At 66.0% G+C, this 24,541-nt stretch carries 27 protein-coding genes; 13 read left to right on the forward strand and 14 right to left on the reverse strand.

The annotated features are described in order from the left end of the window. Positions 1 to 13: 13 nt before the first annotated feature. From AB0J29_RS07525 to AB0J29_RS07540, 4 genes are read right to left on the reverse strand one after another with little or no spacing between them, the layout of a single operon-like run. Positions 14 to 568, reverse strand: a complete 555-nt coding sequence (locus tag AB0J29_RS07525; RefSeq protein ID WP_364780845.1) for a copper resistance CopC family protein — start codon at positions 566 to 568, stop codon at positions 14 to 16. Continuing rightward, positions 565 to 1,224, reverse strand: coding sequence for a YcnI family protein (locus tag AB0J29_RS07530; RefSeq protein ID WP_364780848.1), 660 nt, complete (start codon positions 1,222 to 1,224; stop codon positions 565 to 567). Before AB0J29_RS07530 ends, AB0J29_RS07525 begins: the two co-directional genes overlap by 4 nt. Positions 1,225 to 1,266: 42 nt before the next feature. Further along, a complete protein-coding gene (locus AB0J29_RS07535; protein ID WP_364780851.1) occupies positions 1,267 to 1,809 on the reverse strand; it encodes a hypothetical protein in 543 nt (180 codons plus the stop codon). An 8-nt stretch (positions 1,810 to 1,817) separates the two neighbouring features. Further along, positions 1,818 to 2,468 (reverse strand): DUF6474 family protein, encoded by a 651-nt coding sequence (locus tag AB0J29_RS07540; protein WP_364780854.1) that lies wholly within the window; start codon positions 2,466 to 2,468, stop codon positions 1,818 to 1,820. 538 nt (positions 2,469 to 3,006) lie between these two features. On the opposite strand from AB0J29_RS07540, the gene AB0J29_RS07545 reads away from it, so the two are divergent. From AB0J29_RS07545 to AB0J29_RS07560, 4 genes are all read left to right on the forward strand, one after another. Continuing rightward, complete coding sequence (locus tag AB0J29_RS07545) at positions 3,007 to 4,680, forward strand: TM0106 family RecB-like putative nuclease (RefSeq protein ID WP_364781198.1); 1,674 nt, start codon at positions 3,007 to 3,009, stop codon at positions 4,678 to 4,680. 21 nt (positions 4,681 to 4,701) lie between these two features. After that, complete coding sequence (gene htpG, locus AB0J29_RS07550; RefSeq protein ID WP_364780857.1) at positions 4,702 to 6,657, forward strand: molecular chaperone HtpG; 1,956 nt, start codon at positions 4,702 to 4,704, stop codon at positions 6,655 to 6,657. Between the two features lie 109 nt (positions 6,658 to 6,766). After that, a complete protein-coding gene (locus AB0J29_RS07555; protein ID WP_364780860.1) occupies positions 6,767 to 7,249 on the forward strand; it encodes a GNAT family N-acetyltransferase in 483 nt (160 codons plus the stop codon). Between the two features lie 91 nt (positions 7,250 to 7,340). After that, entirely contained in the window at positions 7,341 to 8,159 is an 819-nt protein-coding gene (locus AB0J29_RS07560; protein WP_364780863.1) for a class I SAM-dependent methyltransferase, read from the forward strand. A gap of 155 nt (positions 8,160 to 8,314) precedes the next feature. On the opposite strand, the gene AB0J29_RS07565 is transcribed toward AB0J29_RS07560, so the two are convergent. Then, the gene (locus AB0J29_RS07565; RefSeq protein ID WP_364497228.1) at positions 8,315 to 9,082 is read right to left on the reverse strand and encodes an SDR family NAD(P)-dependent oxidoreductase; all 768 of its coding nucleotides are present in this window, start codon (positions 9,080 to 9,082) and stop codon (positions 8,315 to 8,317) included. A gap of 176 nt (positions 9,083 to 9,258) precedes the next feature. Here AB0J29_RS07565 and AB0J29_RS07570 point away from each other — a divergent pair, with 176 nt between their 5' ends. The 3 genes from AB0J29_RS07570 (at position 9,259) to AB0J29_RS07580 (ending at position 11,109) form a co-directional block, all read left to right on the forward strand. Continuing rightward, positions 9,259 to 10,137 (forward strand): SDR family NAD(P)-dependent oxidoreductase, encoded by an 879-nt coding sequence (locus AB0J29_RS07570; RefSeq protein ID WP_364780866.1) that lies wholly within the window; start codon positions 9,259 to 9,261, stop codon positions 10,135 to 10,137. A gap of 34 nt (positions 10,138 to 10,171) precedes the next feature. Next, on the forward strand, positions 10,172 to 10,846 hold the full coding sequence (locus tag AB0J29_RS07575; RefSeq protein WP_364780869.1) for a TetR/AcrR family transcriptional regulator: 675 nt from the start codon (positions 10,172 to 10,174) through the stop codon (positions 10,844 to 10,846). A 140-nt stretch (positions 10,847 to 10,986) separates the two neighbouring features. Further along, positions 10,987 to 11,109, forward strand: a complete 123-nt coding sequence (locus tag AB0J29_RS07580) for a hypothetical protein (RefSeq protein WP_364780872.1) — start codon at positions 10,987 to 10,989, stop codon at positions 11,107 to 11,109. A gap of 129 nt (positions 11,110 to 11,238) precedes the next feature. Here the strand turns inward: AB0J29_RS07580 and AB0J29_RS07585 are convergent, their stop codons facing one another. The 4 genes from AB0J29_RS07585 to AB0J29_RS07600 all read right to left on the reverse strand — a co-directional run bounded on the left by AB0J29_RS07585 (position 11,239) and on the right by AB0J29_RS07600 (position 14,873). Continuing rightward, positions 11,239 to 11,961 carry a TMEM165/GDT1 family protein gene (locus AB0J29_RS07585; protein ID WP_364780875.1) on the reverse strand — a complete coding sequence of 241 codons (723 nt, stop codon included), beginning with the start codon at positions 11,959 to 11,961 and terminating at the stop codon, positions 11,239 to 11,241. A 584-nt stretch (positions 11,962 to 12,545) separates the two neighbouring features. Then, positions 12,546 to 13,073, reverse strand: coding sequence for a peptidase (locus AB0J29_RS07590; protein WP_364497240.1), 528 nt, complete (start codon positions 13,071 to 13,073; stop codon positions 12,546 to 12,548). A 364-nt stretch (positions 13,074 to 13,437) separates the two neighbouring features. Continuing rightward, on the reverse strand, positions 13,438 to 14,061 hold the full coding sequence (locus AB0J29_RS07595) for a superoxide dismutase (RefSeq protein WP_364780878.1): 624 nt from the start codon (positions 14,059 to 14,061) through the stop codon (positions 13,438 to 13,440). Between the two features lie 200 nt (positions 14,062 to 14,261). Further along, complete coding sequence (locus tag AB0J29_RS07600) at positions 14,262 to 14,873, reverse strand: hypothetical protein (RefSeq protein WP_364780881.1); 612 nt, start codon at positions 14,871 to 14,873, stop codon at positions 14,262 to 14,264. Between the two features lie 528 nt (positions 14,874 to 15,401). Here AB0J29_RS07600 and AB0J29_RS07605 point away from each other — a divergent pair. The 4 genes from AB0J29_RS07605 to AB0J29_RS07620 all read left to right on the forward strand — a co-directional run bounded on the left by AB0J29_RS07605 (position 15,402) and on the right by AB0J29_RS07620 (position 18,854). After that, positions 15,402 to 15,773, forward strand: coding sequence for a rhodanese-like domain-containing protein (locus AB0J29_RS07605; protein ID WP_364780884.1), 372 nt, complete (start codon positions 15,402 to 15,404; stop codon positions 15,771 to 15,773). A gap of 184 nt (positions 15,774 to 15,957) precedes the next feature. Then, on the forward strand, positions 15,958 to 16,896 hold the full coding sequence (locus AB0J29_RS07610) for a DUF4328 domain-containing protein (protein ID WP_364780887.1): 939 nt from the start codon (positions 15,958 to 15,960) through the stop codon (positions 16,894 to 16,896). After that, positions 16,893 to 17,660, forward strand: a complete 768-nt coding sequence (locus tag AB0J29_RS07615) for a glycerophosphodiester phosphodiesterase (RefSeq protein WP_364780890.1) — start codon at positions 16,893 to 16,895, stop codon at positions 17,658 to 17,660. The genes AB0J29_RS07610 and AB0J29_RS07615 overlap by 4 nt, the downstream gene beginning before the upstream one ends. 270 nt (positions 17,661 to 17,930) lie before the next feature. Beyond that, complete coding sequence (locus AB0J29_RS07620) at positions 17,931 to 18,854, forward strand: DUF5926 family protein (RefSeq protein ID WP_364780893.1); 924 nt, start codon at positions 17,931 to 17,933, stop codon at positions 18,852 to 18,854. 284 nt (positions 18,855 to 19,138) lie between these two features. Here AB0J29_RS07620 and AB0J29_RS07625 read toward each other — a convergent pair whose 3' ends face one another. From AB0J29_RS07625 to AB0J29_RS07640, 4 genes are all read right to left on the reverse strand, one after another. Next, complete coding sequence (locus tag AB0J29_RS07625) at positions 19,139 to 19,687, reverse strand: ferritin (protein WP_364780896.1); 549 nt, start codon at positions 19,685 to 19,687, stop codon at positions 19,139 to 19,141. Positions 19,688 to 19,758: 71 nt separating this feature from the next. Continuing rightward, entirely contained in the window at positions 19,759 to 20,307 is a 549-nt protein-coding gene (locus AB0J29_RS07630) for a ferritin (protein WP_364780899.1), read from the reverse strand. A 9-nt stretch (positions 20,308 to 20,316) separates the two neighbouring features. Next, positions 20,317 to 21,696 carry an LCP family protein gene (locus AB0J29_RS07635; protein ID WP_364780902.1) on the reverse strand — a complete coding sequence of 460 codons (1,380 nt, stop codon included), beginning with the start codon at positions 21,694 to 21,696 and terminating at the stop codon, positions 20,317 to 20,319. A 108-nt stretch (positions 21,697 to 21,804) separates the two neighbouring features. Continuing rightward, entirely contained in the window at positions 21,805 to 22,596 is a 792-nt protein-coding gene (locus AB0J29_RS07640) for a CPBP family intramembrane glutamic endopeptidase (protein WP_364780905.1), read from the reverse strand. Positions 22,597 to 22,805: 209 nt separating this feature from the next. On the opposite strand from AB0J29_RS07640, the gene AB0J29_RS07645 reads away from it, so the two are divergent. Further along, positions 22,806 to 22,937, forward strand: coding sequence for a hypothetical protein (locus AB0J29_RS07645; RefSeq protein ID WP_364780908.1), 132 nt, complete (start codon positions 22,806 to 22,808; stop codon positions 22,935 to 22,937). Positions 22,938 to 22,991: 54 nt separating this feature from the next. Here the strand turns inward: AB0J29_RS07645 and AB0J29_RS07650 are convergent, their stop codons facing one another. Next, positions 22,992 to 23,753 carry a DUF2470 domain-containing protein gene (locus AB0J29_RS07650; RefSeq protein ID WP_364780911.1) on the reverse strand — a complete coding sequence of 254 codons (762 nt, stop codon included), beginning with the start codon at positions 23,751 to 23,753 and terminating at the stop codon, positions 22,992 to 22,994. A gap of 347 nt (positions 23,754 to 24,100) precedes the next feature. Between AB0J29_RS07650 and AB0J29_RS07655 the strand changes: the two genes are divergently transcribed. Next, entirely contained in the window at positions 24,101 to 24,541 is a 441-nt protein-coding gene (locus AB0J29_RS07655) for a hypothetical protein (RefSeq protein ID WP_364780914.1), read from the forward strand.

The raw sequence follows: 24,541 nt of genomic DNA on the forward strand, positions 1-24,541 counted from the left end.
CTGTGTGCTCTTCTCACCGCTGCGCTTTGCGGCTCCTGCCGCCGAACAGAGCGAAGGCCAGACCGCCGCCGAACAGTACGACAGCGCCGAGGATGAAGACCCACAGCGGAATGCCACCGGAATCGTCGCCACCGCCGGAGTTGTTCTGGCTGTTGACCTTCGGGCCCGGGGTGCCGTTGCCTGCCTTGGTCAGGGTGAAACTCAGTTCGCCCTTGACCGGATGACCGTCGGCGGAGGTGACCCGGTACCCGATCTTGTAGATACCGGTCGGGCCGAGTTCGCCGACCGCGACGCTGACCGTCGGGCCGTCGACCTTCGGATCGCCCTTGGACCACAGGTTCCCGTCCGGCCCCACTACGGTGAGCGCCGGAAAGCTTTCCTGCAGTGGCTCGTTGAAGGTGATGCTCACCCGATCCGGACCGGTTTCGATGCTCGCGCCGTCGGCGGGCACGCTGCTGACCGGCGCCGAATGCGCTGCCGCCGTTCCGGCCGCGAGCGCGCTCATGCTCACCAAGAGCAGGCCCGCGATCAGCCCGGCGACCATGCGTCGTATGGCGGTGCCGCTCATGCCCGGCGTCCCCGGATCACATTGCCGAGGCCGAGTGCGACGCCGAGCAGGCCGAGTGCGAGCCCGATGCCGCCGAGCCAGCGGGCGGTGTTGTCGGTGTCCTTCGACTTCTCTTCGGCGGCGGCCGAACTGCCGACGTGGTGGCCGTCATGGCCGTCGCCGGTGGCCGCGGCGAGGGTGAGCGTCGGTGTCGGATGCTCGGGTTCGGAACCGTCGGTGCCCAACGGCTGATCCCATTTGACGACCTTACCGTCGCTGTAGGTCTGGGTGGTCGCGAAGCTGACCTCGTTCTGGGTCGGCAGCGGGCCGACCGAGACGACGAAGCGCTGGAACTGGCCGGGACGCACGCCGGGCGTGCCGGGATCGGCGGTCCAGGTGACCGAAGTGGCCTCGGCCTTGTCATTGCGGTCGACCTTGGAGTTCCAGCCCGGAATGGGTTCGGTGCGGGCGCTCTTGAGGTTGGGCAGGGCGACGGTGAGCGCCGTGGTGTTCGCGGTCTCCGATTCGGTTGGGACCTTGAAGGTGATCACCGAATAACCGCCCTGCGTCGCGCCGGGTGCGTCGGCGGTGACGTGTGCGGCGGCGGTACCGCTCGCGAGGAGAACAAAGCCTGCGGCGGCGACCGCCGTGCAGGTGCGCGTGATCTGCGTGCGCATGGATGAAGTGCTTTCTGTCCGAAGGGGTTTGGGTGCGGCGGGTCAGGCCGACACCGGTGGCGCGCGCGGCCCGATCGCGCCGTTCGGATGAAAGCGGTAGTGCCGGAGAATGGGGTCGCACCAGCGGACCGGGCGGGTGAGCGCGAACGGCGATCCGGTGACGGAAATCGCGCGAAGGACGCTGGACGCCGTCGCGTAGAGCCGCTCGGCCAACAGGATCAGTGCGACGCAGCCGAGTGTTGCGATCAAATGCGCCGCCAACATCCAGCCGGTGGCCAGATAGGGGTCGAGTCGCGGTGCGCCGACGGCGGTATGGGTGTGGGCGTGGTCGATCAGTCCCGATAAGACGACGTGTCCGGCGAACTGGCCGAGCATGAGCGGACCGAGCACGGCCGAACGGCCGCTGCCGAGACGCAGCCGTCCCGCGGCCCAACCCGTCAACGCCGAAACAAGCAGCAGCAGTGCGGATTCGGCGGAATCCGGAAATCCACCGCCCGCCGCACCGTGTGCGGCGATGGCGAGCGTACCGACCATGCCGCCGACCAGACAGCCACGGGGGCTGGCGGAGAGCTGGCCGGGAGACATCGGATCGATCAGCTGACGCCGAGGCGCGCCAGTACGTCCGCCTCGATACCGGACAGCTCGCTGGAGATCGATGTGTGCACGGCGCGCCGACGCGGTGCCGGCATCTGCTCCGCGGTCCGAATCGCGGCGGTCAGATTGCCGAGTCGATCCTGGATGGCGGCGACGAATTCCTGGGTCTCACCCTTGTTCACCTTGTCGCCGGACTGCGCGCCGATCTTGTCGAGGGCGGCTTCGGTATTGCTGATCCGCGCCCGCAGCCGGCCGCCGTGGCCGCTGAAATCACCGAGCTGTTCGATGCCGATGCCGAGCTGATGCGCCCGACGAGTATCGATCCGGCCGCGGATGTAGGTCGCGGCGCGATAGGCCAACGGTGCGAGGACGGGCACCAGCACCCGGGCGACCCCCAGGTACTTGCGGACCTGACTCGCCGTGAACGGATCTCGCTCGGCCTTTGCGGCCACCTTGAGTGCGGCCTTCTCCTCAGCCTGCAATGTGGTGATCTGCGCCTTGGCGACCTTGCGCTGGGTGCGGGCCTCCGCACGGCGGGCCTTGCGGTCGTTCCTTGCGCCGAGTTTCGCCTCCATGGCGGCCTTGTGCTTGAGGGCCTTCGCCTCGGCCCTGCGGCTCGGTCGCCGCTTGCGCTTCGTGAACAACCCCATCGAGGCCCTCCTGTGTCCAATTTGCCGCGCCTAGGGCGCGACGTGTTCGCGGCCCCCGGTGACTCGGCTGAGTCGATGGCCGCGCCTTCGCGCGGACGCGAGACGGGCCGCGAACATCGCTCGTAAGACTCGCTCCGAACGGGCTGCTTTGCTATTGAATCATCTCGCTGCTCGTCTACCAGGCACAGGTCTACCACGCCGCTCACGGCTCCGCCTCGCTAACGCTCGGCTCCGCCGTGCGCGGGACGCACTGTGTCTTCGGTTCGCTCGCTGACGCTCGCTCACTGGTGCTCCGCCTCGCTAACGCTCGGCTCCGCCGTACGCGGGACGCGCTGTGTCCTCGGTTCGACTCGCTCACTGGTGTGCCACGCGATTCAATGGTTACTTGTGCCTTGTGCGCGGACTGTGTCATGCGGTTCACAGAGTTGTCAGGGGTCTGGACCATACTGCGTATGTGTATTCGGGCAGCGGTGACCGCGACGGTCGCAATGACGAAGGCGTAGCCGACGAGCGACAGGTCGAGGACAGTTCTGCGCCGATGCCCGCCGAGCCGACCGCATTCGTCGATGCCAGGGCATTGATCGGGTGTCGGCACCGATTGCATTTGAATGCGGCCCATCCGGAACAGCTGACGGGTGTGATCGAGGATGCCGGGGTCCGTCAGCGCCGGGAGGCCGCGACCGCCCATCGCACCCGGGTGCGCGAGGCGCTGATCGCCGCGGATCCGGACAACTGGGTGGTGATCGATCCGACGCTGCGCGCGGGGGAGCGGGCCGCGGCCACGATGCGCGCGTGTGCCGAAGGCGCCCAACACATTTGGGGCGGACTGCTGCCGCAGGAACCGGATACCGGTCGGCGTGGCGGTTCGGAGATCCTGCTGCGCGATCGCGATCGCGGCGGCTATATCCCGGTGATCGTGGTCAACCACAAGGTCACCGATCTGCGCCAGCCCGAACCGGCCGATTTCCACCCGACCACCTCGGATCCGTATCACTGGGATCCGCAACCGGATCCGCATCGCAAACTGCGCCAGCAGCCCCGCGACCAACAGCGGCTCGCCCATCTGTACCGGATGCTGCAGCGACACGGCCTGGCAAGTCCGGCGCTGGTCGGCGGCGTGATCGGCTATAACTTCGACCGCATTCTGGTGCACGATCTCGGCCCGCTGCTCGCCGATTACGACCGTCGCTATGCCGATCGAATCGCGGTGGTGCGTGGGGAATTGCCAACGGTGCCATCGAAGGTGCCCGAATGCCGCCAGTGCCCGTGGTGGACCCGCGAAGCGCCCGCCGATCAGGCACGGGTCGCCGGTCAGAGCTGCGAGGGCTGGTTGACCGAACATCGGGACGTGAGCCTGGTCGCGCCCGGTTCCCGCGCGGAGGTGCTGCGCGGATACGGTGTCGAGACCATCGATGATCTGGCCGCCTGGGTCGGCGATGATCCGGAGGACTGGCAACACGGCCCGTTCGACGAGGCCGTGGTGACCGCCCGCGCCTGGCTCGCGGGTGCGCCGCTGGTGCGCCGGGTCGAGCGAGTCCGGGTGCGTCGGGCCGATGTCGAGGTGGATGTCGATCTGGAGAGCTTCCAGGAGTACGGCGCATATCTATGGGGCACGTTGCTCGACGGTGTGTACCGCCCGTTCGTCACCTGGGATCCGCTGCCCACCGAGGATGAGGGCCGCTCCTTCGGCGAATTCTGGACCTGGCTGATGACGGTGCGCGCCGAGGCCATCGCGGCCGGGAAGACCTTTGCCGCCTACTGCTATTCGCGGACCGCCGAGGACAAGTGGCTCTACGAATCGGCGCGCCGGTTCGCGGGGCGTCCAGGGGTGCCGACGGTCGAGCAGGTGCGCGCCTTCGTCGACGGACCGCAGTGGGTGGATATGTTCCAGGCCGTCTCCGACCAGTTCATCTGCCCGAATGGCAAGGGGCTCAAGAAGATCGCGCCGGTGGCGGGCTTCGCCTGGCGCGATCCCGAGGCGGGCGGCGAGGCGTCGATGAGCTGGTATCGGCTGGCCGTCGGCTACGAGGGCGACCCCGATCCGAGTCAGCGCACCCGGCTGCTGGAGTACAACGAGGACGATGTGCGGGCCACCATGGTGCTGCGCGAATGGATGCAGCCACGACCCGCACGGGCCGATGATCCCCACCGTGCCGACGTCGAGGTGCCCGGCTTGGCCGACTTCGGGCAGATGTCCGCGGATGTCGGATAGGTGCAGCGGTACCATCGCGACGTGACAGAGCATGTCGAACAACTCGAGTTCCAGGCAGAAACCCATCAGCTGCTCGAGCTGATGATCCATTCGGTCTACTCCAACAAGGACACGTTCCTGCGGGAGCTGATCTCGAACGCTTCCGATGCACTGGACAAGCTGCGGCTGGAGTCCTTCCGCGATAAGGATCTGCACGTCGACACCGCCGATCTGCATATCGAGCTGGAGGTCGACAAGGACAACCGGATCCTGACGGTCAGGGATAACGGCATCGGCATGTCCCGCGCCGAGGTGGTCGATCTGATCGGCACCCTCGCCAAATCCGGTACCGCGGAGCTGCGCAAGAAGCTGAACGAGGTCAAATCCGAGGCAGCCGCCGAGGAACTGATCGGTCAGTTCGGCATCGGCTTCTATTCGACCTTCATGGTCGCCGACAAGGTCACGGTGACCACCCGCAAGGCGGGGGAGACCGAGGGCACCCGCTGGGAGTCGGCCGCGGGCAGCTCGACCTACACCATCGAAACCCTCGACCAGGTCCCGCAGGGCTTCGCTGTCTCGCTGCAGCTCAAGACCCCGGACGAGGACGATCACCTCTTCGACTACACCCTGGAGTGGAAGCTCCGCGAGATCGTCAAGAAGTACTCGGACTTCATCGCCTGGCCGATCCGCATGCAGGTCGAGCGGACCGTCACCGAGGGGGAGGGCGAGGAGAAGACCGAGAAGACGATTGTCGAGGAGCAGACCCTCAACTCCATGAAGGCGTTGTGGACCCGCCCGAAGAGCGAGGTCAGCGACGAGGAGTACAAGGAGTTCTACAAGCACGTCAGCCACGGCTGGGACGATCCGCTGGAGATCATCCCGATGAAGGCCGAGGGTACCTTCGAATATCAAGCGCTGCTGTTCATTCCGTCGCAGGCGCCGTTCGACCTGTTCACCCGCGAGCACAAGCGTGGCGTGCAGCTCTACGTCAAGCGGGTGTTCATCATGGACAACTGCGAAGAGCTGATGCCGGAATACCTGCGCTTCGTCAAGGGTGTGGTGGACGCCCAGGACCTGTCGCTCAATGTCTCCCGCGAGATCTTGCAGCAGGACCGGCAGATCCAGATGATCCGCAAGCGACTGGTGAAGAAGGTGCTCTCGACGGTCAAGGACCTGCAGGGCGCCGAGGATCAGCAGAAGTACCAGACGTTCTGGAAGGAGTTCGGCCGCGTCCTCAAGGAGGGCCTGCTCTCGGACTTCGACAACCGCGAGACGCTGCTGCAGGTTTCCTCGTTCGCCTCGACCAACTCCGAGGAAGAGCTGACTTCCCTCGCCGCGTACGTCGAGCGGATGAAGGACGGCCAGGACGCCATCTACTACATGACCGGCGAAACCCGTCAGCAGGTCGAAAGCTCCCCGCATATGGAGGCCTTCAAGGCCAAGGGCCGCGAGGTGCTGATCCTGACCGATCCGGTCGACGAAATGTGGGTCGGTTCGGTCACCGAATTCGACGGTAAGCGGTTGCAGTCCATCGCCAAGGGCGAGGTCGATCTGGAGACCGAGGAGGAGAAGAAGGCCACCGAATCGCTGCGCGAACAGCAGGACAAGGACTTCGCCGAATTGCTCGGTTGGCTCGGCAAGACCCTGGACAATGTCAAGGAGGTGCGCCTGACCAACCGGCTCACCACCTCGCCCGCCTGCCTCGTCGGTGATGTCTTCGACTTCACCCCGATGCTGGAGCGGATGTACCGCGCCTCCGGTCAGCTGGTGCCCGAGTCCAAGCGGATCCTCGAGCTCAACCCGACCCACCCGCTGGTCACCGGTCTGCGCGATGCCTACGACACCCGCAGGGACGACGCTGAGGCGGGCAAGGTTCCCGAACTCACCGAAACCGCCGAATTGCTCTATGGCACCGCGGTTCTCGCCGAGGGCGGCGAACTCTCGGATCCGGCCCGCTTCGCCCAGATCCTCACCGAGCGCCTGACCCGCACGCTCTGACGAAGGTTCCCGCATAACCAGTGGCTATCTCGCACGGCCACTGGTTATGCGCTCCGAGCGTGATCAGGACAACTACCCGCAATGCGGTGCGCGCAGGACAATGGATAACGTGCCGAATGCGAACGGTCCGATCATCCGGGCTGCACGTGCCGATGACTACGACGCCATTACCACCGTTATCGATAACTGGTGGGGGCGCTCGGTGTTAACGCACCTGCCCAGGTTGTTCCTCGATCATTTCTACCGGACCAGCCTGATCGCCGAGGTGCCCGGCGCCGGACGGCGGGAACCGACCGACTGGCTGGCCGGATTCCTGATCGGCTTCCTCTCGCCGTCGGAATCCGACGAGGCCTATATCCACTTCGTCGGCGTCGACCCGCAGTCCCGCAAGAGCGGCCTCGCCCGCGAGCTCTACGAGCGATTCTTTGCGATCGCCAGGGCGAATGATCGGCATATCGTGAAGGCGATCACCTCGCCGGGCAATGACGCGTCCATCGGCTTCCACCGGCATCTCGGTTTCACGGTCGCCGGACCGGTGCGCGACTACAACGGACCGGGCCATCACCTGATCACCTTCGAACGCAAGATCTGATCTGCTTCGCGCACAGTGAGATTGGTCTGAGTTGGTAGGTCCCGGGGGGATCGCCCGGTTAGCCTTTGACGGTCGAAAGGATCGTCAGCTGATGTCTGGTAGCCCGCTTGCCACGGCCGAACCGTGGGATCTCGTCGCCGACGGATATGCCGAATTCGGACCCGCGATCATGGCCCCCTTCTCCGCGCACGCACTCGAGCTGGCCGGTCTTTCGGCCGAATCACACGTTGTCGATGTCGCTGCGGGGCCGGGCACGCTGAGTCTGCCCGCCGCCGAACGGGTGGCGCGGGTATCGGCCATCGACTTGTCGGAGCCGATGATCGAGCGACTCGCCGAGGACGCCCGCACCGCCGGGCTGACCAATATCGAAACGCAGGTGGGGGACGGGCAGGCACTGCCATTCGACGACGAGAGCTTCGATGCCGGTTTCTCGATGTTCGGGCTGATGTTCTTCCCGGATCGGGCCAAGGGTTTCGCCGAATTGTTCCGCGTGCTGCGTCCCGGTGCCACCGCCGTGGTGTCGAGTTGGGCGCCGGTGGCCGAATCGCCACTCATGCGGATGATGTTCGGCGCCTTCATGGCCGCCGATCCGTCCATTTCCGAACCCCAACCCAACTTGCTCAACCTGGAAAATCCGGAGGTCTTCGCGACGGAGATGCGCACCGCGGGCTTCGCCGGGGTGAGCATCCAACGCCACACCAGCACACTCGGTTTCGCCGACTCCGACGAGATGTTCGAGACCATGGTGCGTAGCAGCGCCCCACTGGTGCTGACGCGCCGCACCGTTGGCGAGCAGGTGTGGGCCGAACGTGTCGCGCTCATGCGCGCCTACCTTGCCGCCAACTACCGCCCGCACCAACCCCTCTCGACCACGGCGTTTCTCGGGATCGGCCACAAACCGACGCCCTGAGCCCAGCGCGACAACCGATTTCGTCAGTGCACCGGTGCCGCAACGGGTACGCCCAGAAGCAGAAGGGGTGCCCGACCGCCGGCCCTACGGCCAACGATCGTGGCACCCAACTGCTATGGCTTGAATATCCGGGGAGGCGGACGAACGCAGGCTCTTTAGCGAGGGGCCATGCGCAGCGCGCCGTCCATGCGGATGGTCTCGCCGTTGAGGTAGTCGTGTTCGACGATGTACTGCGACAGCTGCGCGTACTCGTCCGGGCGGCCCAGGCGCGACGGGAACGGCACACCGGCCTCGAGGCCCTTGCGGTACTCCTCGGTGACACCGGCGAGCATCGGGGTGTCGATGATGCCGGGGGCGATGGTGTTCACGCGGATGCCGAACTGGGCCAGGTCACGCGCGGCCGGAACGGTCATGCCGTGCACGCCGCCCTTGGAGGCCGAGTACGCGATCTGGCCGATCTGGCCCTCGAATGCGGCGACCGAGGCGGTGTTGATGATGACACCGCGCTGGCCGTATTCGTCGACGGCGTCGGTCTTGGCGATGGCGTCGGCGGCCAGGCGCATGACATTGAAGGTGCCGAGCAGGTTGACGGTGATCACAGTGCGGAACAGCTCGAGATCGTGCGGGCCGTTCTTGGACAGGATGCGTCCGGCCCAGCCGACACCGGCGCAGTTGACCACGATGCGCAGCGGCGCACCCGATTCGACGACCTGCGCGACCGCGGCGGAAACCTCGTCGTTGCTGGTGACGTCGGCGGGGATCAAGGTGACGCCGTCGGGCACATTATCCCCGGCGCGCTCGATGGATTGGGGTACGTCGAGTCCGAAGACGGTTGCGCCCAGATCGGCGAAACGCTTGGCAGTGGCGGCGCCGAGGCCGGATGCGCCTCCGGTGATGATGGCGGCGGAACCCGAAATCTCCACGATGGTCCTCTCGTTCGTGACAGCCGGTTGGCCCTTCGTCAATTGCACCCTAACCGGTCCGCTGGGCGAGGCCCATCATGGCTCCCTCGCGCTCGGCGCCCGCACGTCATAGCACCTATCGATAAGCGAGATATTGTTTGCGAACATATATGTTCATAGCTGGTATCGTCGCTGGTATGAACCTGTTTTCCGGTGCGTCCGTGGCCGGGCGTCGGATTCTGATCACCGGCGCGGCGCGCGGCATCGGCGCCGCGTTAGCGCGGCAGTTGCACGCGAAAGGGGCGAAGGTAGCGCTGCTCGGGCTGGAGGCGGATCTGCTCGCGGAGGTGGCGCGCGAATGCGGGGACGCACCGTGGCGCTACTGCGATATCGCCGATCACCGGCAGGTGGAGCGGGTGGTGAACACGCTGGTCACCGAACTCGGCGGGTTGGACGTGGTGGTGGCAAATGCCGGGGTGGCCAAACAGCTGGCGCTGCTCGGCGGGGATCCGGCGGCCATGGAGGAGACGCTGGCGGTCAATGTGCTCGGCGTTTACTACACCCTGCGCGCCGCCGGACCGCACATCTGCCATCCGAACGGCTACGCGCTGGTCTTCTCGTCATTGGCGGCCGCGGTAAATCTGCCGTTGGTCGGGGCCTACAGCACGTCGAAGGCCGGGGTTGAGGCGCTCGGCAATACGTTGCGGCACGAGGTCAGGCATACCGGTGCGCGGGTCGGGGTCGCGTATTTCGCCGAGCTCGATACCGATATGACCGCGCGTGGCTTCGGTACCGCCGCTGCGCGGGCCATCCTCGGCCGGTCAACGGTCTCGGGCGTCGCACCGCTCGGTCCCGCGATCGATGCGGTCGAACGCGCCATCGCCCGGCGCAAACGTCAGGTGGTATCGCCGTGGTGGGTGGCGGTGGTGTTGCCGTTCCGGCCGATCGCCCAGCGGGTCATCGATATCGCGCTGCGGCGCGGGGTGGCGCGGGCATTGGAAATCGCGCGTACCGAAGAGGCACCCTTCACCACCGATCAACCGGCCAGACCCCGCAAAATGGAGCGACCGGCGTAGCCGGGATCGCCCGCCCGACCCTCGGAGCCACTGAATGACCGAATCCGTAAGCAGCGCACGCCAACTCCCGCGGGGGCGACACGGCCTGCCGAGGGAGGAGGTGATCGCCTCGCAGCGCGAGCGGATCCTGAGCGCGATGGCCGAGGCCATGGTCGAGAACGGATATGTCGGGACCTCGGTCGCGGCCATCCTGAAGCGGGCCGGGGTGTCACGGGAGACCTTCTACGAGCAATTCCGTTCCAAGGAGGATTGTTTCGAGGCCGCCTATGAGCGGGCCGTCGAGCTGCTGATCGCGAATATCGTGGATGCGATCAACGGCGATGCGCGGGATCCGGCCGGCCCAACCGAATCCGATCGGATGGGCCGCATCCTCGAGGCGTACTTCGACGGGCTGATCGCCGAACCCGCATACGCCCGCCTCTACCTCGTCGAGGTCTACGCGGTGGGTTCGAAAGCGATCGCCCGCCGCGCCCAGCTGCAGGAAGCATTCGTCGATATGATCGCCGACGTCCTCGACGCCCGCACCGACGAACAGCGCTTCGCCTGCCAAACCCTCGCCGCCGCCGTCAGCGCCATGGTCACCGCCCGCATAGCCGTAGACGACCTCGCCAGCCTCAAAGCCCTCCACGAACCCCTACTAGACCTGGTGCGCCGCAGCGGTGACCTCTACGGCGCAGCGATGCCGCGTCAGTCCGAGGTAGGGGCCTGAGCGAGCGGACCGGCGCGCAATCCGTTCGTCTGGATGTCGAAATCTCGGAGCGATCCGGGTCCGGGATTTTCGGTGTGATTGCTGTTGGCGCTGGATGGCGGCTGTGTAGCGGGGGCCGGTACTTGACCTGGTGCGCCGCAATGGTGATCGGCAGCGACGCGATGTTGCGTCAGTCCGAGGTACAGGGCTTGGGCAGCAGCGAGCAGACCAGCTTGCGGACCGTCGACCTGGATGTCGGCGCGAGCCAGGGTTGGGACTACTGACAGTCTGCGGCCCGCCCACCGCCACCAGGCATCGACCGCCAACCCGTTGAGCACAGGTCTGGGCCTTCGCCTTGACGGTTGGGGTAATGGCTGGTGGCCGAATAGCGTCAGGCGGGCCGGTGCGACCGGTCAGCGCACCCTGTCGACTTCGGGTGCCGGGTCGTTCGGGACGCGTTCCGAATTGCGCCGCACGCGCCGTGAGCGGATCAACAGGGCGATGCCCGCGGCGGCGGGCGCGAGGATGGCGAGTGCGCCGCCGGTGAGGACGCCGAGGTCGGGGCGGGCCGCGGCGAGCAGGCTTGCGGTGCCGAAGTAGAGGAACAGCAGGCCGGAGCCGATGCCGATGATGTGTTCCGGGAGATGTTTGCCGACCATGATGCCTGCCGCGATGGCGAGTGCGTCGGCGGCGACCATGCCGATGGTTGAACCGATCCAGACGCCGACCCAGCTGTTGTCGGTGGCCAGAGCTGCGGTGGCGAACATGGTTCGGTCGCCTAGTTCGGCGAGCAGAAAGGCCGAAAGGACCACGAAGAACGGCGCGGTTGTCGAACGCGGCGGCTTGGGTTCGTCCGCCTCGTCATCGCCGCCGAAATGTTCGCGCAAGGTCCACAGGCCGACGGCCAGGAAGGTGAGTGCGGCGATTAGCGCGATGGCCCGGGTGGGCAGGGCGGCACCGAGGAAATAGCCGATGCCGACCGAGATCAGATGCACCGCCGCGCTGGCTGTCGCAATGCCGCCGAGCACCACCCACCAGCGGTAGCGCAGCGCGAACGTCAACGCCATCAGCTGGGACTTATCACCCAACTCGGCGAGAAAGACGATTCCGACGCTGAGCAATATCGTCGTGATCATGTGGTCTGCACTCCCGGGCTCCGGCCTGCCGGCCGGGAGATCGGGTCACTTCTCCGGCCGACAACGTAAGGGTTGTCTCGGCCGAAGGTCTCGCCCACCGGATCCACACCGGTTCACGCGGCCGGGTCCGCGTCCTCGTGAGACGGCGAACCAGTATGTCGACAGCGCAATTGCGGGCTACTCCCCTTCGCTGCCATCGACTGTACCCTGCGTTCATTCTCGAGCCAAGTCGCCATCATCGAAATAGCAATGCGCACAATAAGTTTGGCGATCCAACCACCGATCTTCGGTTCCCCTCACAGATCCACCAGCAAACACTGATCCAGAAGTGAGCTAGCCCTTGGCAACCCGCATGGTGTCATCGCATACCGATTGACTGCCTCGCACAAGGTGCAGGGGCTGTCGCCGAACTGACGCGGTTGTTGGACGTGACGCAAGTCACGTGTCTATGTGGACGGCCGTGGGCGCAATCATGCTCGCCGCTGGGTGATTTGGTCCGCCGCTGTGATGGCTCGATCGCCCGTTCGGCGTATTCGGCAACAGCCTCTGAGCTTGTGCGAGGCAGCCACTGGCTATGCGACGGTTCAGGCAGCCAGGAGCATGGCCAGGACGGCGGTGTCGGGGTCGCTGATCGGGTCGAGGCCGACCCGGCTGACCAACGAGGTGACGGTGCCGTCGGATTCGGCTTCGGCCCAGGCTGCTCGGTGTTCCAGCCCCAGATGTGGGACGCCGGGCAGGAGTACGCAACCCGATGCGACGCCGACGCATTCCGGTAGCGAGGGCCGGGTCTCGGAAGGCGGATGCAGCATCAACAGTGCCGGTGGCACGTGGTCGGCGAATCGACCGGGTTCGAGCGCCTGGTCACCGAGCACCGGTCCCTCGGCGAGGACCAGCCCGACGGTGCCGGGTTCCGGATCATCCGGTAGCTCCTCGCGCACACCGAAGACGGTCGAGGTGGTCAGCAAGCCCGGAAACGAGGCCACCCGCACGGCAAGCACCAATACCTGCGCCCATTCCTTGGTGGTGTCGGGCCAACGTCCGGAGATGATGAACCCGCGCAGCGATCCGCGGGCATGGAACGGCGTGATGCCGATGGGGCCATTCGTAGGCATGATTGCCTCCCGTCGTGGAACCGGGGGCGGTGTTGCCCGTCCTCGAACTGTGGATTCGGAGAGAATGCGCCACAACTCACTTGGCACACAAGTACCAAAGAGTGCTAAGTGGACAAAACGAAACAAGCCCGTGGGCAGCGGTAATGCCCACGAGCTTGTGGATGCGCGATGGTGAGCGCAGCCAGGGGTCGTTCGATACCTCTGCACGCGACCGCATCGGCGTCACACCGTGTTTCGAGCGAAGCGCGGCCCAGCTCGGGTCCGAGTCCTCGAAGCAGATGCGCCACAGGCGCGAGTCTCGACGGCTCGGTCCCAAGTCACAAGGGGCCGCGAACACACAGCGCCGGAGGCGCTGCTATCGAACTCAGCCGAAGATGAGGCCCTTGGCCTGGCCGACGGCGCGGGCGAAGCGCTCCTGCACGTCCTCCCAGTTGACGACGTTCCAGAACGCGGTCACGTAGTCCGCCTTGACGTTCTTGTACTGCAGGTAGAAGGCGTGCTCCCACATGTCGACCTGCAGCAGCGGGATGATGCCCAGCGGCACATTGGCCTGCTGGTCGTAGAGCTGGAAGGTCAGCAGCTTCTGGCCGAGGGTGTCGTAGCCGAGCACCGCCCAGCCCGAGCCCTGCAGACCGTTCGCCGCAGCGGTGAACTGCGCGCGGAACTTGTCGAACGAACCGAACTGGTCGTCGATCGCGGCGGCCAGCTCGCCGACCGGCTTGTCACCGCCATTGGGGGAAAGGTTCTTCCACCAGATCGAGTGGTTGACGTGGCCACCCAGGTGGAAGGCCAGGTTCTTCTCGTTCAGGAAGATCGCGCCGTGGTCGCCCGCCTCGCGTGCGGCCTCGAGCTTCTCCAGTGCGGAGTTGGCGCCAGCGACATAGGCAGCGTGGTGCTTGGAATGATGAATCTCGTTGATCTGCCCGGAGATGTGGGGCTCCAAGGCGCTGTAGTCGTAATCCAGATCTGGCAACGTGTACTGAGCCACGATGTCCCTTTCCTGATGTCGGGCCGTCTGTGCCCGCCGTCTCGAGCACATTCAACCATCATTCGTACACCCGCTCGTTTGCAACCGTGCCTCTTGCCCCTGCATTCCGCCGCATGTGACGGGGCAGCTGTCCGGCCGGACCGGGTGCCTGAAATACGACCGCACACCCGGGGTGACCGAGTGTGCGGTGACGAATGGCGCTACAGCTGCGGCACGATTCCGGCGCGCATAGTCCGCAGATCGCCCGCGTCGTGCGCCGCCCACCAGCGCACCCCACCTGCGATGAATTGCTGCAGCGGGATTTCGGCGCCGTTGGTGTCCTGAATCATGATGTCGTCGAACCACACCCGCACATCGAGTTCACGCGGATCGATGCCCTCCTCCTGGGAGAACTCGAGTACGTGCGCGGAGACGTGCGAGTCGATCCGGGTGTCGAAGCTGAGTAGTTCACTCCAGTGCACCCAGCCACTGTCGTCTACATCGATGAATTCCCAGCCGTGCAGTCGACCGCCGCCGAAGCTACGGATGGCCGCGTCCAGCTTGTCCAGTTGTAGTGGCAGCACGCTGGCCTTCAGATCGTCCCACGCCTGCATGCGCAGTGAGGCCGCGACTCGACTGACACCGGTGCAGGTCAGCTGCACGCGATAGTCCTCGGGCGCGGCTCCCTCAGCCGGAAGCGTCAGAACTTCCAGGTCGAGGCTCAGTCGTGCGTTCGCTGTATCGACGTCCACGCCTAGGCATGTGGCCTCGGAGAGTGCTGTGTTGAGTGCTGCCGTATCCATTCCGTCGAGTAGCCCCCTGCTCACGTTCATGCATCCAGGCTACCGACAGCACCTGTAGGAACCCGGTATTTCAGCTATCGGCCGGTGTTGTCGTTTTTCGGGGGAACCGATCGGCCATCAGCGGCGTCCAAGTAGATATCGGGACCTGCACAGCCTCAGATCCCGAGGTAGCGGCGAATGACCGCTCCGGGATGGCAAGGAGGGGAGTCTCGGATCGGTCATTCGTGCCGCGACCGTTTCAGCAATCTGCTTGGCTCGCCCGACTGATGCGGGGTCCAGCACATCGTCCCTCGTAGATCGGCAGCTGCTCGACAACCGCGGTGTGTGATCAGTGTGCTGTTCGATAGCTGAGCCCTGTGGATCAAGCTGTGGATTATGTGGATAACTTCGATCGAGATATGCACAAGCGGCCCCGGAGCGGGGCATCGGACAGGATCCAGAGGCACAGAACATACCCGAGGTAACGTGCCGATGTCGAGGCCGTGAAGTGCCCGTGGGGCAACCGCATCGTGGGGCCGGAACTCCCCGGTGGTGCGCCACCCATGGCAGGATCGAAGCGTGACGAGCCCCGAAGTGTCGTCGGTGCCGGTGGAAGCCGTACCGGACGAATTCGATAAGACCGAGCGTGTCGTGGCGGACGCCCCGGCGGCGATTCTGCTCGATGTGCGCGAGTACGACGAATGGCAGCTCGGACACGCACCGGGGGCGATCCACATTCCGATGGTCGACGTGCCCGCCCGCGTCGACGAGCTGGATTACGACGCCCAGCTGTACGTGATCTGCCGCCAGGGTGGCCGGTCCATCGAGGTGGTCAAGTACCTGGCGTACATCGGCTACGACGCGGTCAATGTCAGCGGTGGCATGGTGGCGTGGCAGCGGGTGGGGCGACCATTGGTTGCGGACGGCGATCATCAGGCGAAGATCTACTGAGGCTAGAGAGAGGGGTACGCGGCATGAACGTCAGGCCCGGAGGCGGCCGCCTGCGTAACCACGTGCTGCCCGGGCATGCCGCAAGGGAGACACCGTGAGTACGGTGGTGCAACCTTGTGCGCGCTGTGGCGCGCGCTGGGCCGTGCAGACGACGCCGATGCACTGGTGTCCGCGGTGCCGGGGTGTGCTGTTGTCACCGGCGCCCATCGATGCCCCCGCCGAGCGGCGCAATTACCGGTGGGTGGCACGCCGCCCCGATCAGCGCACGCGCAAGCTGAGCTCGGGTCGGCCGCGGCCATCCGTGGAAACACCCCGCTACCAGCAGATTCCGCGTTGGGGCCTGCTGGATCCGCCGGTCGAGTCCGCGTCGGCGCCGCAACGGCCGCTGGACCGGATGACCAATAGGGCCGGTCCGCTACTCATCGCGACCGCGGCGGTTTTCGCGGTCGCCGCCTGCGCTGAACTCGGGCGCTATCTGATTCTGCTCCGCAATCGCACCCGGCTGATTCCGCCGTGGTTGCTGCACATCTCCGATGCCATGGTGTGGCTGTCCGCATGGGTCGGCCTCGTTCTGGGGTTGATCACCGCGATCGCGATGTTCGGCTGGTTGATCGAAACGCGGCGGGCCGCCTTCGCCACGCTCGGCCGCCGCGACCCGCGGTTGGTCCGGACGCTCGCGCTCGGCTGCCTGACACCGGTGGTGAATCTGTTGTGGCCCGGCGTCTTTCTCACCGAGGCGGTCGCCGTGCGTCCGGATCCCCGGACACTGCGGGCCGTGCGCATCTGGTGGGTCGGCTGGGTGCTCGGCGCTGGCTGCACGGTCGCGGCGCTGCTGTGGCGGACTGCGGATACCTTGCAGGCCAAGGCGGATGGGGTGCTGTTCACCGCGTTCACCGATCTGGTCGCGGCCGGGGTCGCGGTGCTGACCCTCTGGGTGCAGCGCTCGATGACGGGTCGTGACCTGTTCGGCCGCACCAGGTTCGCGCGGCGGTGGGTGATCGCCGTCGATCCGGCGGTACCGGTTATCGAACCGGTGCAGCCGGGTGGCGGCGCGTCGAAGCGGCCGGTCGCGCCCGAAACAAATACACCGCACCGTGAGTATGAGGAGGTTTTGGCCAAGTGAGCCAGGGCAGTCGCGCACCATTCGTCGTCGCGCACCGGGGTTCGTCGGCGGCACGCCCGGAACATACGCTCGGCGCGTATGAGCTAGCGCTACAGGAGGGCGCCGATGGTGTGGAGTGTGATGTCCGGCTGACCAAGGACGGGCACCTGGTCTGCGTGCACGACCGCACCGTCGACCGGACCTCGTCGGGCACCGGACTGGTCAGCGAACTGACCCTGGACGAACTCAAGGGACTCGACTTCGGGGCCGACGGCGCGCCCGCATCGGTGCTCACCCTCAGTGAATTGATCGGGCTGGTACTCGATTGGCGCAGTAGGCCGACCAAGCTGTTCATCGAGACCAAGCATCCGGTGCGCTACGGCGCGCTGGTGGAGAACAAGCTGCTCGCCGAACTCCAGCGCTTCAGCATCGCCACCCCCGCCTCAGCTGATCATTCCCGCGCGGTCGTCATGTCCTTCGCGGCCACCGCGGTCTGGCGGATCCGTCGCTCCGCACCGTTGCTGCCGACGGTCCTGCTCGGTGAATCATCGCGCTACCTGGGCGGCGGTGCCGCGACCACGGTCGGCGCAACCGCCGTCGGTCCCTCGGTGAAAACCCTGCGCGACCATCCCGACCTCGTCGACAAGGCCGCCGCCGCGGGCCGCGCCACCTACTGCTGGACCGTCGACGACCCCGACGATGTGCGCCTATGCGCCGACCTCGGCGTCAGCTGGGTCGCCACCAACCACCCCGCTCGCACCAAGGCCCTGCTCACGGCCGCCTGAGTCGAATCGGCACGGCCCCGCGCCGTTTCGCAGCGGTGCGGTGCGATCGGTCAGCCCACAACCGCCGAGCGAGGTTCCAGCCGCCGGGACGTCCGCGCAGGACTCGCTCCGGGGCCGAACTCCCTCCCCACTCCGGCGGGTCTCGACGGCTCGGTAACGGAACGTCAGGGGCTGCGGACATACCGCGCACGCGGGGCCGAGAACAGGGCTGCGAACACGCAGCGCCGCGGGCTGCGAGTCCAACGCAGTGACACTGTAGTTTGACCAGCCGTGAGTAAAAGCAAGCGCAATAGTCCGAAGCCCGGAGGGAACCGGGCCCAGCGTCTCGCCGAGCGGCGGGCGGCCTTGGAATCGCAGGCGGCGCAGGCCGGTGCGCGTCCGTTCGAAGGGCTGGCCGCGGAGTGCGATCTGGTCGCGCTGCGCGAATTCGTGCCGTCGGCGACCGCGATACTGCGGCTATCGCCCGAGATCGCGGCGGAGCGTTCCGTCGTGCTGGCAACGGTGTTGCCGGGCGCGGTCGCCGGCTTGGTACGGGCGGGCGAGCCGCCGACCGGATACGTCGCCACGCAGGTGCAATTCCAGGGTCCGGATCCGGCCGCCGATATCGCGGCGGCGATCCTGTGGACGCAGTCCGCGGAACCCGGCGAATCGTTGACCGCGGCCGAAAGCGCCGCGGGCGGACCGCGATTGGCGGATGTGATCGATGCGGACGCACAGCTGGAACTGACCGTGCACCAGGACTTCGACTGGTGGGTGCCCGAGGGTGTGCAGCCCGACCCGCAGATCGCCGCGACCATCGAACAGGCCAAGCAGGCGATCATGCCGTCCGCGCGACTGGATCTCGGCCCCGATTCGATTGGTGCGGCCTGGTGGGTCGATGCCGGTGATAAGGCGCATCTGCGCTGGGTGCGCCCGGAGGACGAGGACGATCTGATGCTGGCGCTGGCGCGCTTGCATGCGTCGGGCGGACTGCATCTCGGCGATGGCTCCCGTTTCGCGGGTTCGTTCCGCACGCACGGCCTGCTGGTGCCGGTCTTCGACCTGGATCCGGAACTGCATGCCAGCGAGTGGACCACACCGGCGATCGAATTCGGGGAACGCCTGGCGGCGGCGCTGGCCGATGACGCTCCGCTCACGGCCGACGAGCGCCGCTCCCGAGACGGGCTGCGGTCGCGTCAGGTCACCCTGCGGTGATTTCAAAAAAATCACGAAGAATTTTGTGAAACACCCTCCTTTCTGATCATTGCTCGGTTAGGTTCTCTGCATCACCGAAAGCTGGTGGTGGTGAGCGAAAGTCTCACCGAAGATGAGGAAAGTAGGACCATCATGGACATCATTCTGACGCTGCTCAGGACGTTGCTCAGCTCCTTGAGTGCCGCATAAGCCGATATGCGGACAGCGGGGTTGCGGCCCCGTCTGTTTCACAGCGACAGGGCCGGCTCGTCGCGACGAGCCGGCCCTGATTCGCCAGTCCTGAATTAAATGATGCCGCCCGCGGCGGACGGAGCGCCGGCAGTATCGCGCGGAGCATTCATTTCACGAGCGATAAAATTCTCCAGGTCGAACAGGTTCGACCCGGCGCGATCGGCGATGGTGAGCAGGGTCGTCATATTGGCGACCTCCTCCACCTGCTCCTTCAGGAACCACTGCATGAACTGTTCACCCAGGTAATCACCCTCTTCGCGGGCGGTGCTCGCCAACTGGATGATCTGGTCGGTGACATTCTTTTCCTGCGCGAGGGCCAGCGCGATCGGTTCGCGAGCATTCTCGAATTGCGATTTCGCGGGGGCGATACCAGAAAGCTCGACGCTGATATCCCGGTCCAGGAAGTACTGCACGATCATCATCGCGTGATTACGCTCTTCGACCGCCTGTGCATAGAAACGCTTGGCCAGCTGTGGCAGATCCGCATTGTCGAACCACACCGCGATAGCGATGTATTGATGCTCGGCATTGAATTCGTGCCGGATCTGATCGTGGAGCAGACCGTGAAATTTGCTGTGTGAGGTGTCCGGATGGCTGGCCATAGTTGCGACATTAGCGCTGGTCATGCCGCGTGTCATCCAAGTGCAGCCTTATTGAGGCTAGTGTTGCCTAATTAATTCTTACTGGCGCCCGCTATTTTCGGAGCGGAAATGTTGGCGCGCGGTGTGGTGCGCAGTTCGCGCGAGATGAACTCCTCGACGTCGAACAGATCGCCCGCGGCACGGTCGATGACGGTCAGCAGGGTGGTCATGCCGGCGACATCCTCCACCTGTTCCTCGAGGAACCACTGGATGAACTGCTCGCCGAGGTAGTCGCCGCTGGCCCGCGCGGTGCCGGCCAATTCGGTGATCTGCGCATTGCGGGCGCGCTCGGATTCCAGCAGGAAAACGACGGCGCCGCGCGGTGATTCGAAGGTGGACCGCACGTCGTCGAGGCCGCCGATCCGCACCTCCAGATTGCGGTCCAGCAGGTACTGCACCATGCGCAGGGCGTGCGAGCGGTGCTCGGCGGATTTGCCGTAGCTGTGCTCGGCCAACTGCGGCAGTCGATTCGAATCGAAGTACACCGCCGCCGCCAGATACTGCTGCGAGGCGGTGAAGCCACGACGGATCTGGTCCCGCAGCAGGTCCGGGAACCGCTCGTCGGATTCGGTATCGGGCATGGCCCGACGCTACCGCGTCAGTAGATCGTCCGGGATCGGTTGGTCCTTCGCGAGATCGTCGAAGAATTGACTCGCACGTTGCTTATCCCACAGCAATACATTTCCGCTATCGGTATCGGTGAAGCCGCCGATCGGGACGGTGGTCGCCACGGTATCGCCGCGCATCGCCCAGCCGAGCTGGCCGAGATTCCAGATGTGATCGCCGTTATCGACCTTCAGCGATTTCGCGGTATCGCTCGCCAGCGGCCACAGCGTGAACGGATTGGCCAGCGTGCCCCCGCTGGTCGCCTTCTTCAGCAGGGCGGCCATGAACAGGCGCTGGTTGTTCATCCGGTCGATATCCGCGAGGGCGGTTGCCCGGCTGCGGACGAAACCCAATGCCTGCGGACCGTTCAGGGACTGGCAGCCGGCAGGCAGATTGATGCCGGCGAGCGGATCGTCGATGGCCTTGGGCACGCAGACTTCGATGCCACCGAGGGTATCGACGATCCCGGCGAAGCCGCCGAAACCGATCTGCGCGTAGTGATCGATATGCACGCCCGTGGCGGTTTCGACGGTTTGCACCAGCAACGGTGCGCCACCGAAGGCGAAGGCGGCGTTGAGCTTGTCCTTGCCGTGGCCCGGAATGCTCACGTACGAGTCGCGCGGCAGGCTGACCAGCGTGGTCTTACCCGATTTCGGAATGTGCACCAGCATGATCGTGTCGGTGCGCTCGGGTCCGACCTCACCACCGGTGGCGAGTTCCTGCTCCTGATCGGGCGTGAGGCCGCCCCGGCCATCGGAGCCGACGAGCAGCCAGTTCGCGCCCGGGGTGTCGCCGACGCGGTCGGAGTAATTGGCGAGTGCGTCGATCCGATTGAGCGAACCGTCGAGTTTGATGACGGCGCCGACCGCCGCGAGAACCAAAACCACCAACAGCACTAGGAACCAGCGGAACAGGTGCAGTTTGCGGCGGCGGCGCGGCGGGCGAGGTTCGCGTTCGCGGCGCGACGGCGGTAGGGAGGGCGGCGGCGGGGGTGCTTCGCGGCGCCGGCTCCGCGGTTCGTGATGGGGAACCGGCTGCTGGGGCGGCGCATAGCCGGGGACGCCGCGCGGCTGGGCCGCGTGGTGCCGCTGCGGCTGCTGAGTCGGCGCATGAGCCGGTCGGGGGTTGCTCGGCGGCCTTCGCGTTTCGGGCGGCACCTGCGAATATGCAAGTGGCGGTGGGTAATCCGACCCGTCGCGACGGATGACCTTGGTGGGGTCGATATGCCTCGGGTTCGGACCGGGTCCGCGCCGCCCCGGATGGGGCTCGCGCCGCTGCGGCGGCATGGACGGCGCACCGGGATTTCCGAAGGGGTGCCGCACCCGGCGCGTCCGCTCGTAGCGCTGGGGGTCGTCGCCGTTCATCACACAGACTCTACTGTTCGAGGGCCGTCAGGGGGCTTGACGAACGGCCCGAAGTTGGTGCGCTCGGGTGAGCGCTTGTCAATACATTCGCCCTGCGGACCCCCGGGGTTACGGCAACCACGAAACGTGACCGCGTAGCAATGTATAGCCGATATAGGCGACCGCATCGATCGTCGCGTGGGCCAGCACCAGCGGCCAGAGTCGGTTGGTGCGCTGCCAGAACCGGCCGAAAATCACCCCCATGACCAGATTGCCGAGCCCACCGCCCAGGCCCTGATACAGGTGATAGCTCCCGCGCAGCAGTGCCGAGGCCAGCAGCGACCGGTTCTCCGACCAGCCGAGCCTGCGCAGTCGGGTTATGAGATAGGCCACTACCAGGATTTCCTCGGCCGCCGCATTCGCACACGCGGACAGGATGAGTGCGGGCAACCGCCACCAATGGTCATGGAGGGAACTCGGCACGATCGTCACGCTGAATCCCAGCGCATGCGCGGTCAAGTACAGCCCGAGCCCAGGCAGCCCGATGACCGCCGCGAGGATCAGTCCCGGCAGCACATCCGAACGCCAACGGACCCTGGCCAATCCGATCAACCGCGGCCCGATCCCGCTGCGCCACAACAGATACAGCCCGAGCGCCGCCCATCCGACCAGCCGCAACGCGCTGAGCAGCTGAAACAACAGGTCGATAGTGGATTGCGCTGCCCGCGTCGGATTCAGTGCGACGGTCTGCCCGCCCACCCCGCCCGGCGACAGCGCGCTCTGGAGCAACGACAGCGCCGCATTCAACCCGCTCAGCCCGAATGTCACCACCAGCACGACCAGGATTTCGAGCCGAATCCCCAGCCGCTCCCGATCGGTCAGCTCGGGCTCGTCCCACCCGGGACCGGTCTCAGCACGCATGCGTCCGAATCTATTGCCCACGCCGACCCGGCGGGTACTGTGCGTGTCGCGTCCTGCTGATCAACGGTTCGAGGCGGAGCCCACATCGCCGTCTATTCGGTTCCGGTCGCTAGCCGTACTTCTCCGCCGCCTCGGCGACCTTGGTAAGCATGGTGCCCGAAACCCGGCCCGCGATGGGGGAGTTGCCGAGCAGCGTCAGCGATTCCGAGTTGGACACCGTATCGACCAGCGAGGTGGCGCTGGTCGAGATCGACAATGCCGTGCGGACCAGTGCCGAGGAGTTGGTAGCTGCAGCACCGTCGAAGAAGGCAACCGAACGCAGGAATGCGGCGGCGCTCTGACCGTTTGTGGCCGGCCCCCGGCTTTCGACGCGGGCTGGGTGTCCGCGGTTCGAATCAGATGCGGCGGAGTCCGTTCAGGAAGGGGCAGCCCGCGAGGGTGCGGACGGCGCGGCTGAGGGATTCGATGTCATCGGCAGGGGAATTGAAGGGGAGGCGGAAGTCGTGGTCACCGTCGTGGCCTTCGATGCGCAGGGTCACCCCGTAGCGGTCGATGGCCAGTGGGTGTACGGCGCCGGTCTGCAGGCGCGGCGGGAGGTGGCGGGCGAGTTGGGCAATGACGTCGGCGTGGTCGGCGTTCATATGCTGCAGCCAGGCGGATTCCAGTGCGCAGAACGGATCTGGCTGAGCCAGTCGGAGTTCGTCGACGCAGACGGATTCGGCGCCGGTCGAGTCGGCCACCACCGCGGAGTTGATCAGCACGCGTAACAGGGTCGAGCTGTGGCCGACATCGAGCAGGTCGGGATGCGGATGGTCCGCGGCGACCTCGGTGGCCAGCGCCCGCAGCGCCTGCGCCGGCACCGCCCGCACCCATCCGCGCAGCCACACCAGCGCCCGCACCGGTTCCCGCAGCGGCAGCGGCGCATGATCGGTGAGCTCCAGCACCGCGGGCGCACCACTCGCACCGGAACTACCGGCCAATACCGCCGCGATCGACGCGGTAGGCACTGCGATCACCGCATCCCCGCACTGCCGCACGTGGTGCACCGAAATCGGCGTCGGATCGATCCCCGGCATCGCCAATACCGCCTGCTCCGCATGGGCACACGCACTCCGAACCCGCTCGGCGGTAGACGGTGCGACAGTCGGCTTCAACATGCAGACCTCCAGTACGAGCGGTGAAATTAGGTAAACCTAAGCTAAGTGACGCCCTCGCTTTCCGCAACCGCTCCCCGACGATCCTCAACTTTCGACCCACCTCCCGACGCCAGCACGTCACCGGCGCACGTCCCGGCCACCACTCGGCGGTCTCATGAAGGACACGATGGTGGCGGTCGTAGCACCGACTGGCAGGCAGAACAACTGCGGTTGCAACGCAGCGCGCTTCGCAGGTAGGCGGACACTTGGCGGACCGGCGGGAGTAGGTGGATGCGTGTGCGCGGGCGGAGGGGTGCACAGGTGGGTTAGGGAAGTGGGTGGTGGACGGGCGTGGCTACGGTGGGGGTATGGCAGATGGCGTGCAGGCGGCGCATGAGGTCGCGGGAGAGCCGGTGTTGCTTTCGTTGGCGGCGCCATCGGCGGCGCGGCGGAGTTTGGACGAGGGGCTGGTTCGGGCGGTAGGAACTGGGGCGGCGGGCGTTCGGGTGCTCGACGCGGATGTGACCGATCGGGAGGTCGCCGATTTTCTGGTTGAGCTCGCACACTCCGATGGCGGCTTCATTGCGCGTACGTCCGATGGGGAGCGAGCACTGGCTATCGTTGCGGGAACGGTTGCGGCGTTGTGCGGTGAGGATGTTCGGGCGGCGCTGGCCCGGCCCGATATCGCGTTCCTGACCTCATTGAAGCCGCCTGCGGTCGAGGCGGCGCGCAGTGTGTTGCTGGCGATCGAAACCGATGCGCCGGACGATCTAGCTGGAACTCTGAGCATCCTCCGCGCACGCAAGTAA

This window comes from Nocardia sp. NPDC049707 (genome assembly GCF_040674855.1).
In the GTDB taxonomy this organism is placed as follows: Bacteria; Actinomycetota; Actinomycetes; order Mycobacteriales; family Mycobacteriaceae; genus Nocardia.

Bases quoted from the DNA above. Each gene is read 5' to 3' on its own strand.
- AB0J29_RS07525 (WP_364780845.1), bottom strand. From the start codon at position 568: ATGAGCGGCACCGCCATACGACGCATGGTCGCCGGGCTGATCGCGGGC.
- AB0J29_RS07530 (WP_364780848.1), bottom strand. From the start codon at position 1,224: ATGCGCACGCAGATCACGCGCACCTGCACGGCGGTCGCCGCCGCAGGC.
- AB0J29_RS07535 (WP_364780851.1), bottom strand. From the start codon at position 1,809: ATGTCTCCCGGCCAGCTCTCCGCCAGCCCCCGTGGCTGTCTGGTCGGC.
- AB0J29_RS07540 (WP_364780854.1), bottom strand. From the start codon at position 2,468: ATGGGGTTGTTCACGAAGCGCAAGCGGCGACCGAGCCGCAGGGCCGAG.
- AB0J29_RS07545 (WP_364781198.1), top strand. From the start codon at position 3,007: ATGCCCGCCGAGCCGACCGCATTCGTCGATGCCAGGGCATTGATCGGG.
- AB0J29_RS07560 (WP_364780863.1), top strand. From the start codon at position 7,341: ATGTCTGGTAGCCCGCTTGCCACGGCCGAACCGTGGGATCTCGTCGCC.
- AB0J29_RS07570 (WP_364780866.1), top strand. From the start codon at position 9,259: ATGAACCTGTTTTCCGGTGCGTCCGTGGCCGGGCGTCGGATTCTGATC.
- AB0J29_RS07575 (WP_364780869.1), top strand. From the start codon at position 10,172: ATGACCGAATCCGTAAGCAGCGCACGCCAACTCCCGCGGGGGCGACAC.
- AB0J29_RS07580 (WP_364780872.1), top strand. From the start codon at position 10,987: ATGGTGATCGGCAGCGACGCGATGTTGCGTCAGTCCGAGGTACAGGGC.
- AB0J29_RS07585 (WP_364780875.1), bottom strand. From the start codon at position 11,961: ATGATCACGACGATATTGCTCAGCGTCGGAATCGTCTTTCTCGCCGAG.
- AB0J29_RS07590 (WP_364497240.1), bottom strand. From the start codon at position 13,073: ATGCCTACGAATGGCCCCATCGGCATCACGCCGTTCCATGCCCGCGGA.
- AB0J29_RS07600 (WP_364780881.1), bottom strand. From the start codon at position 14,873: ATGAACGTGAGCAGGGGGCTACTCGACGGAATGGATACGGCAGCACTC.
- AB0J29_RS07625 (WP_364780896.1), bottom strand. From the start codon at position 19,687: ATGGCCAGCCATCCGGACACCTCACACAGCAAATTTCACGGTCTGCTC.
- AB0J29_RS07630 (WP_364780899.1), bottom strand. From the start codon at position 20,307: ATGCCCGATACCGAATCCGACGAGCGGTTCCCGGACCTGCTGCGGGAC.
- AB0J29_RS07635 (WP_364780902.1), bottom strand. From the start codon at position 21,696: ATGAACGGCGACGACCCCCAGCGCTACGAGCGGACGCGCCGGGTGCGG.
- AB0J29_RS07640 (WP_364780905.1), bottom strand. From the start codon at position 22,596: ATGCGTGCTGAGACCGGTCCCGGGTGGGACGAGCCCGAGCTGACCGAT.
- AB0J29_RS07650 (WP_364780911.1), bottom strand. From the start codon at position 23,753: ATGTTGAAGCCGACTGTCGCACCGTCTACCGCCGAGCGGGTTCGGAGT.
- AB0J29_RS07655 (WP_364780914.1), top strand. From the start codon at position 24,101: ATGGCAGATGGCGTGCAGGCGGCGCATGAGGTCGCGGGAGAGCCGGTG.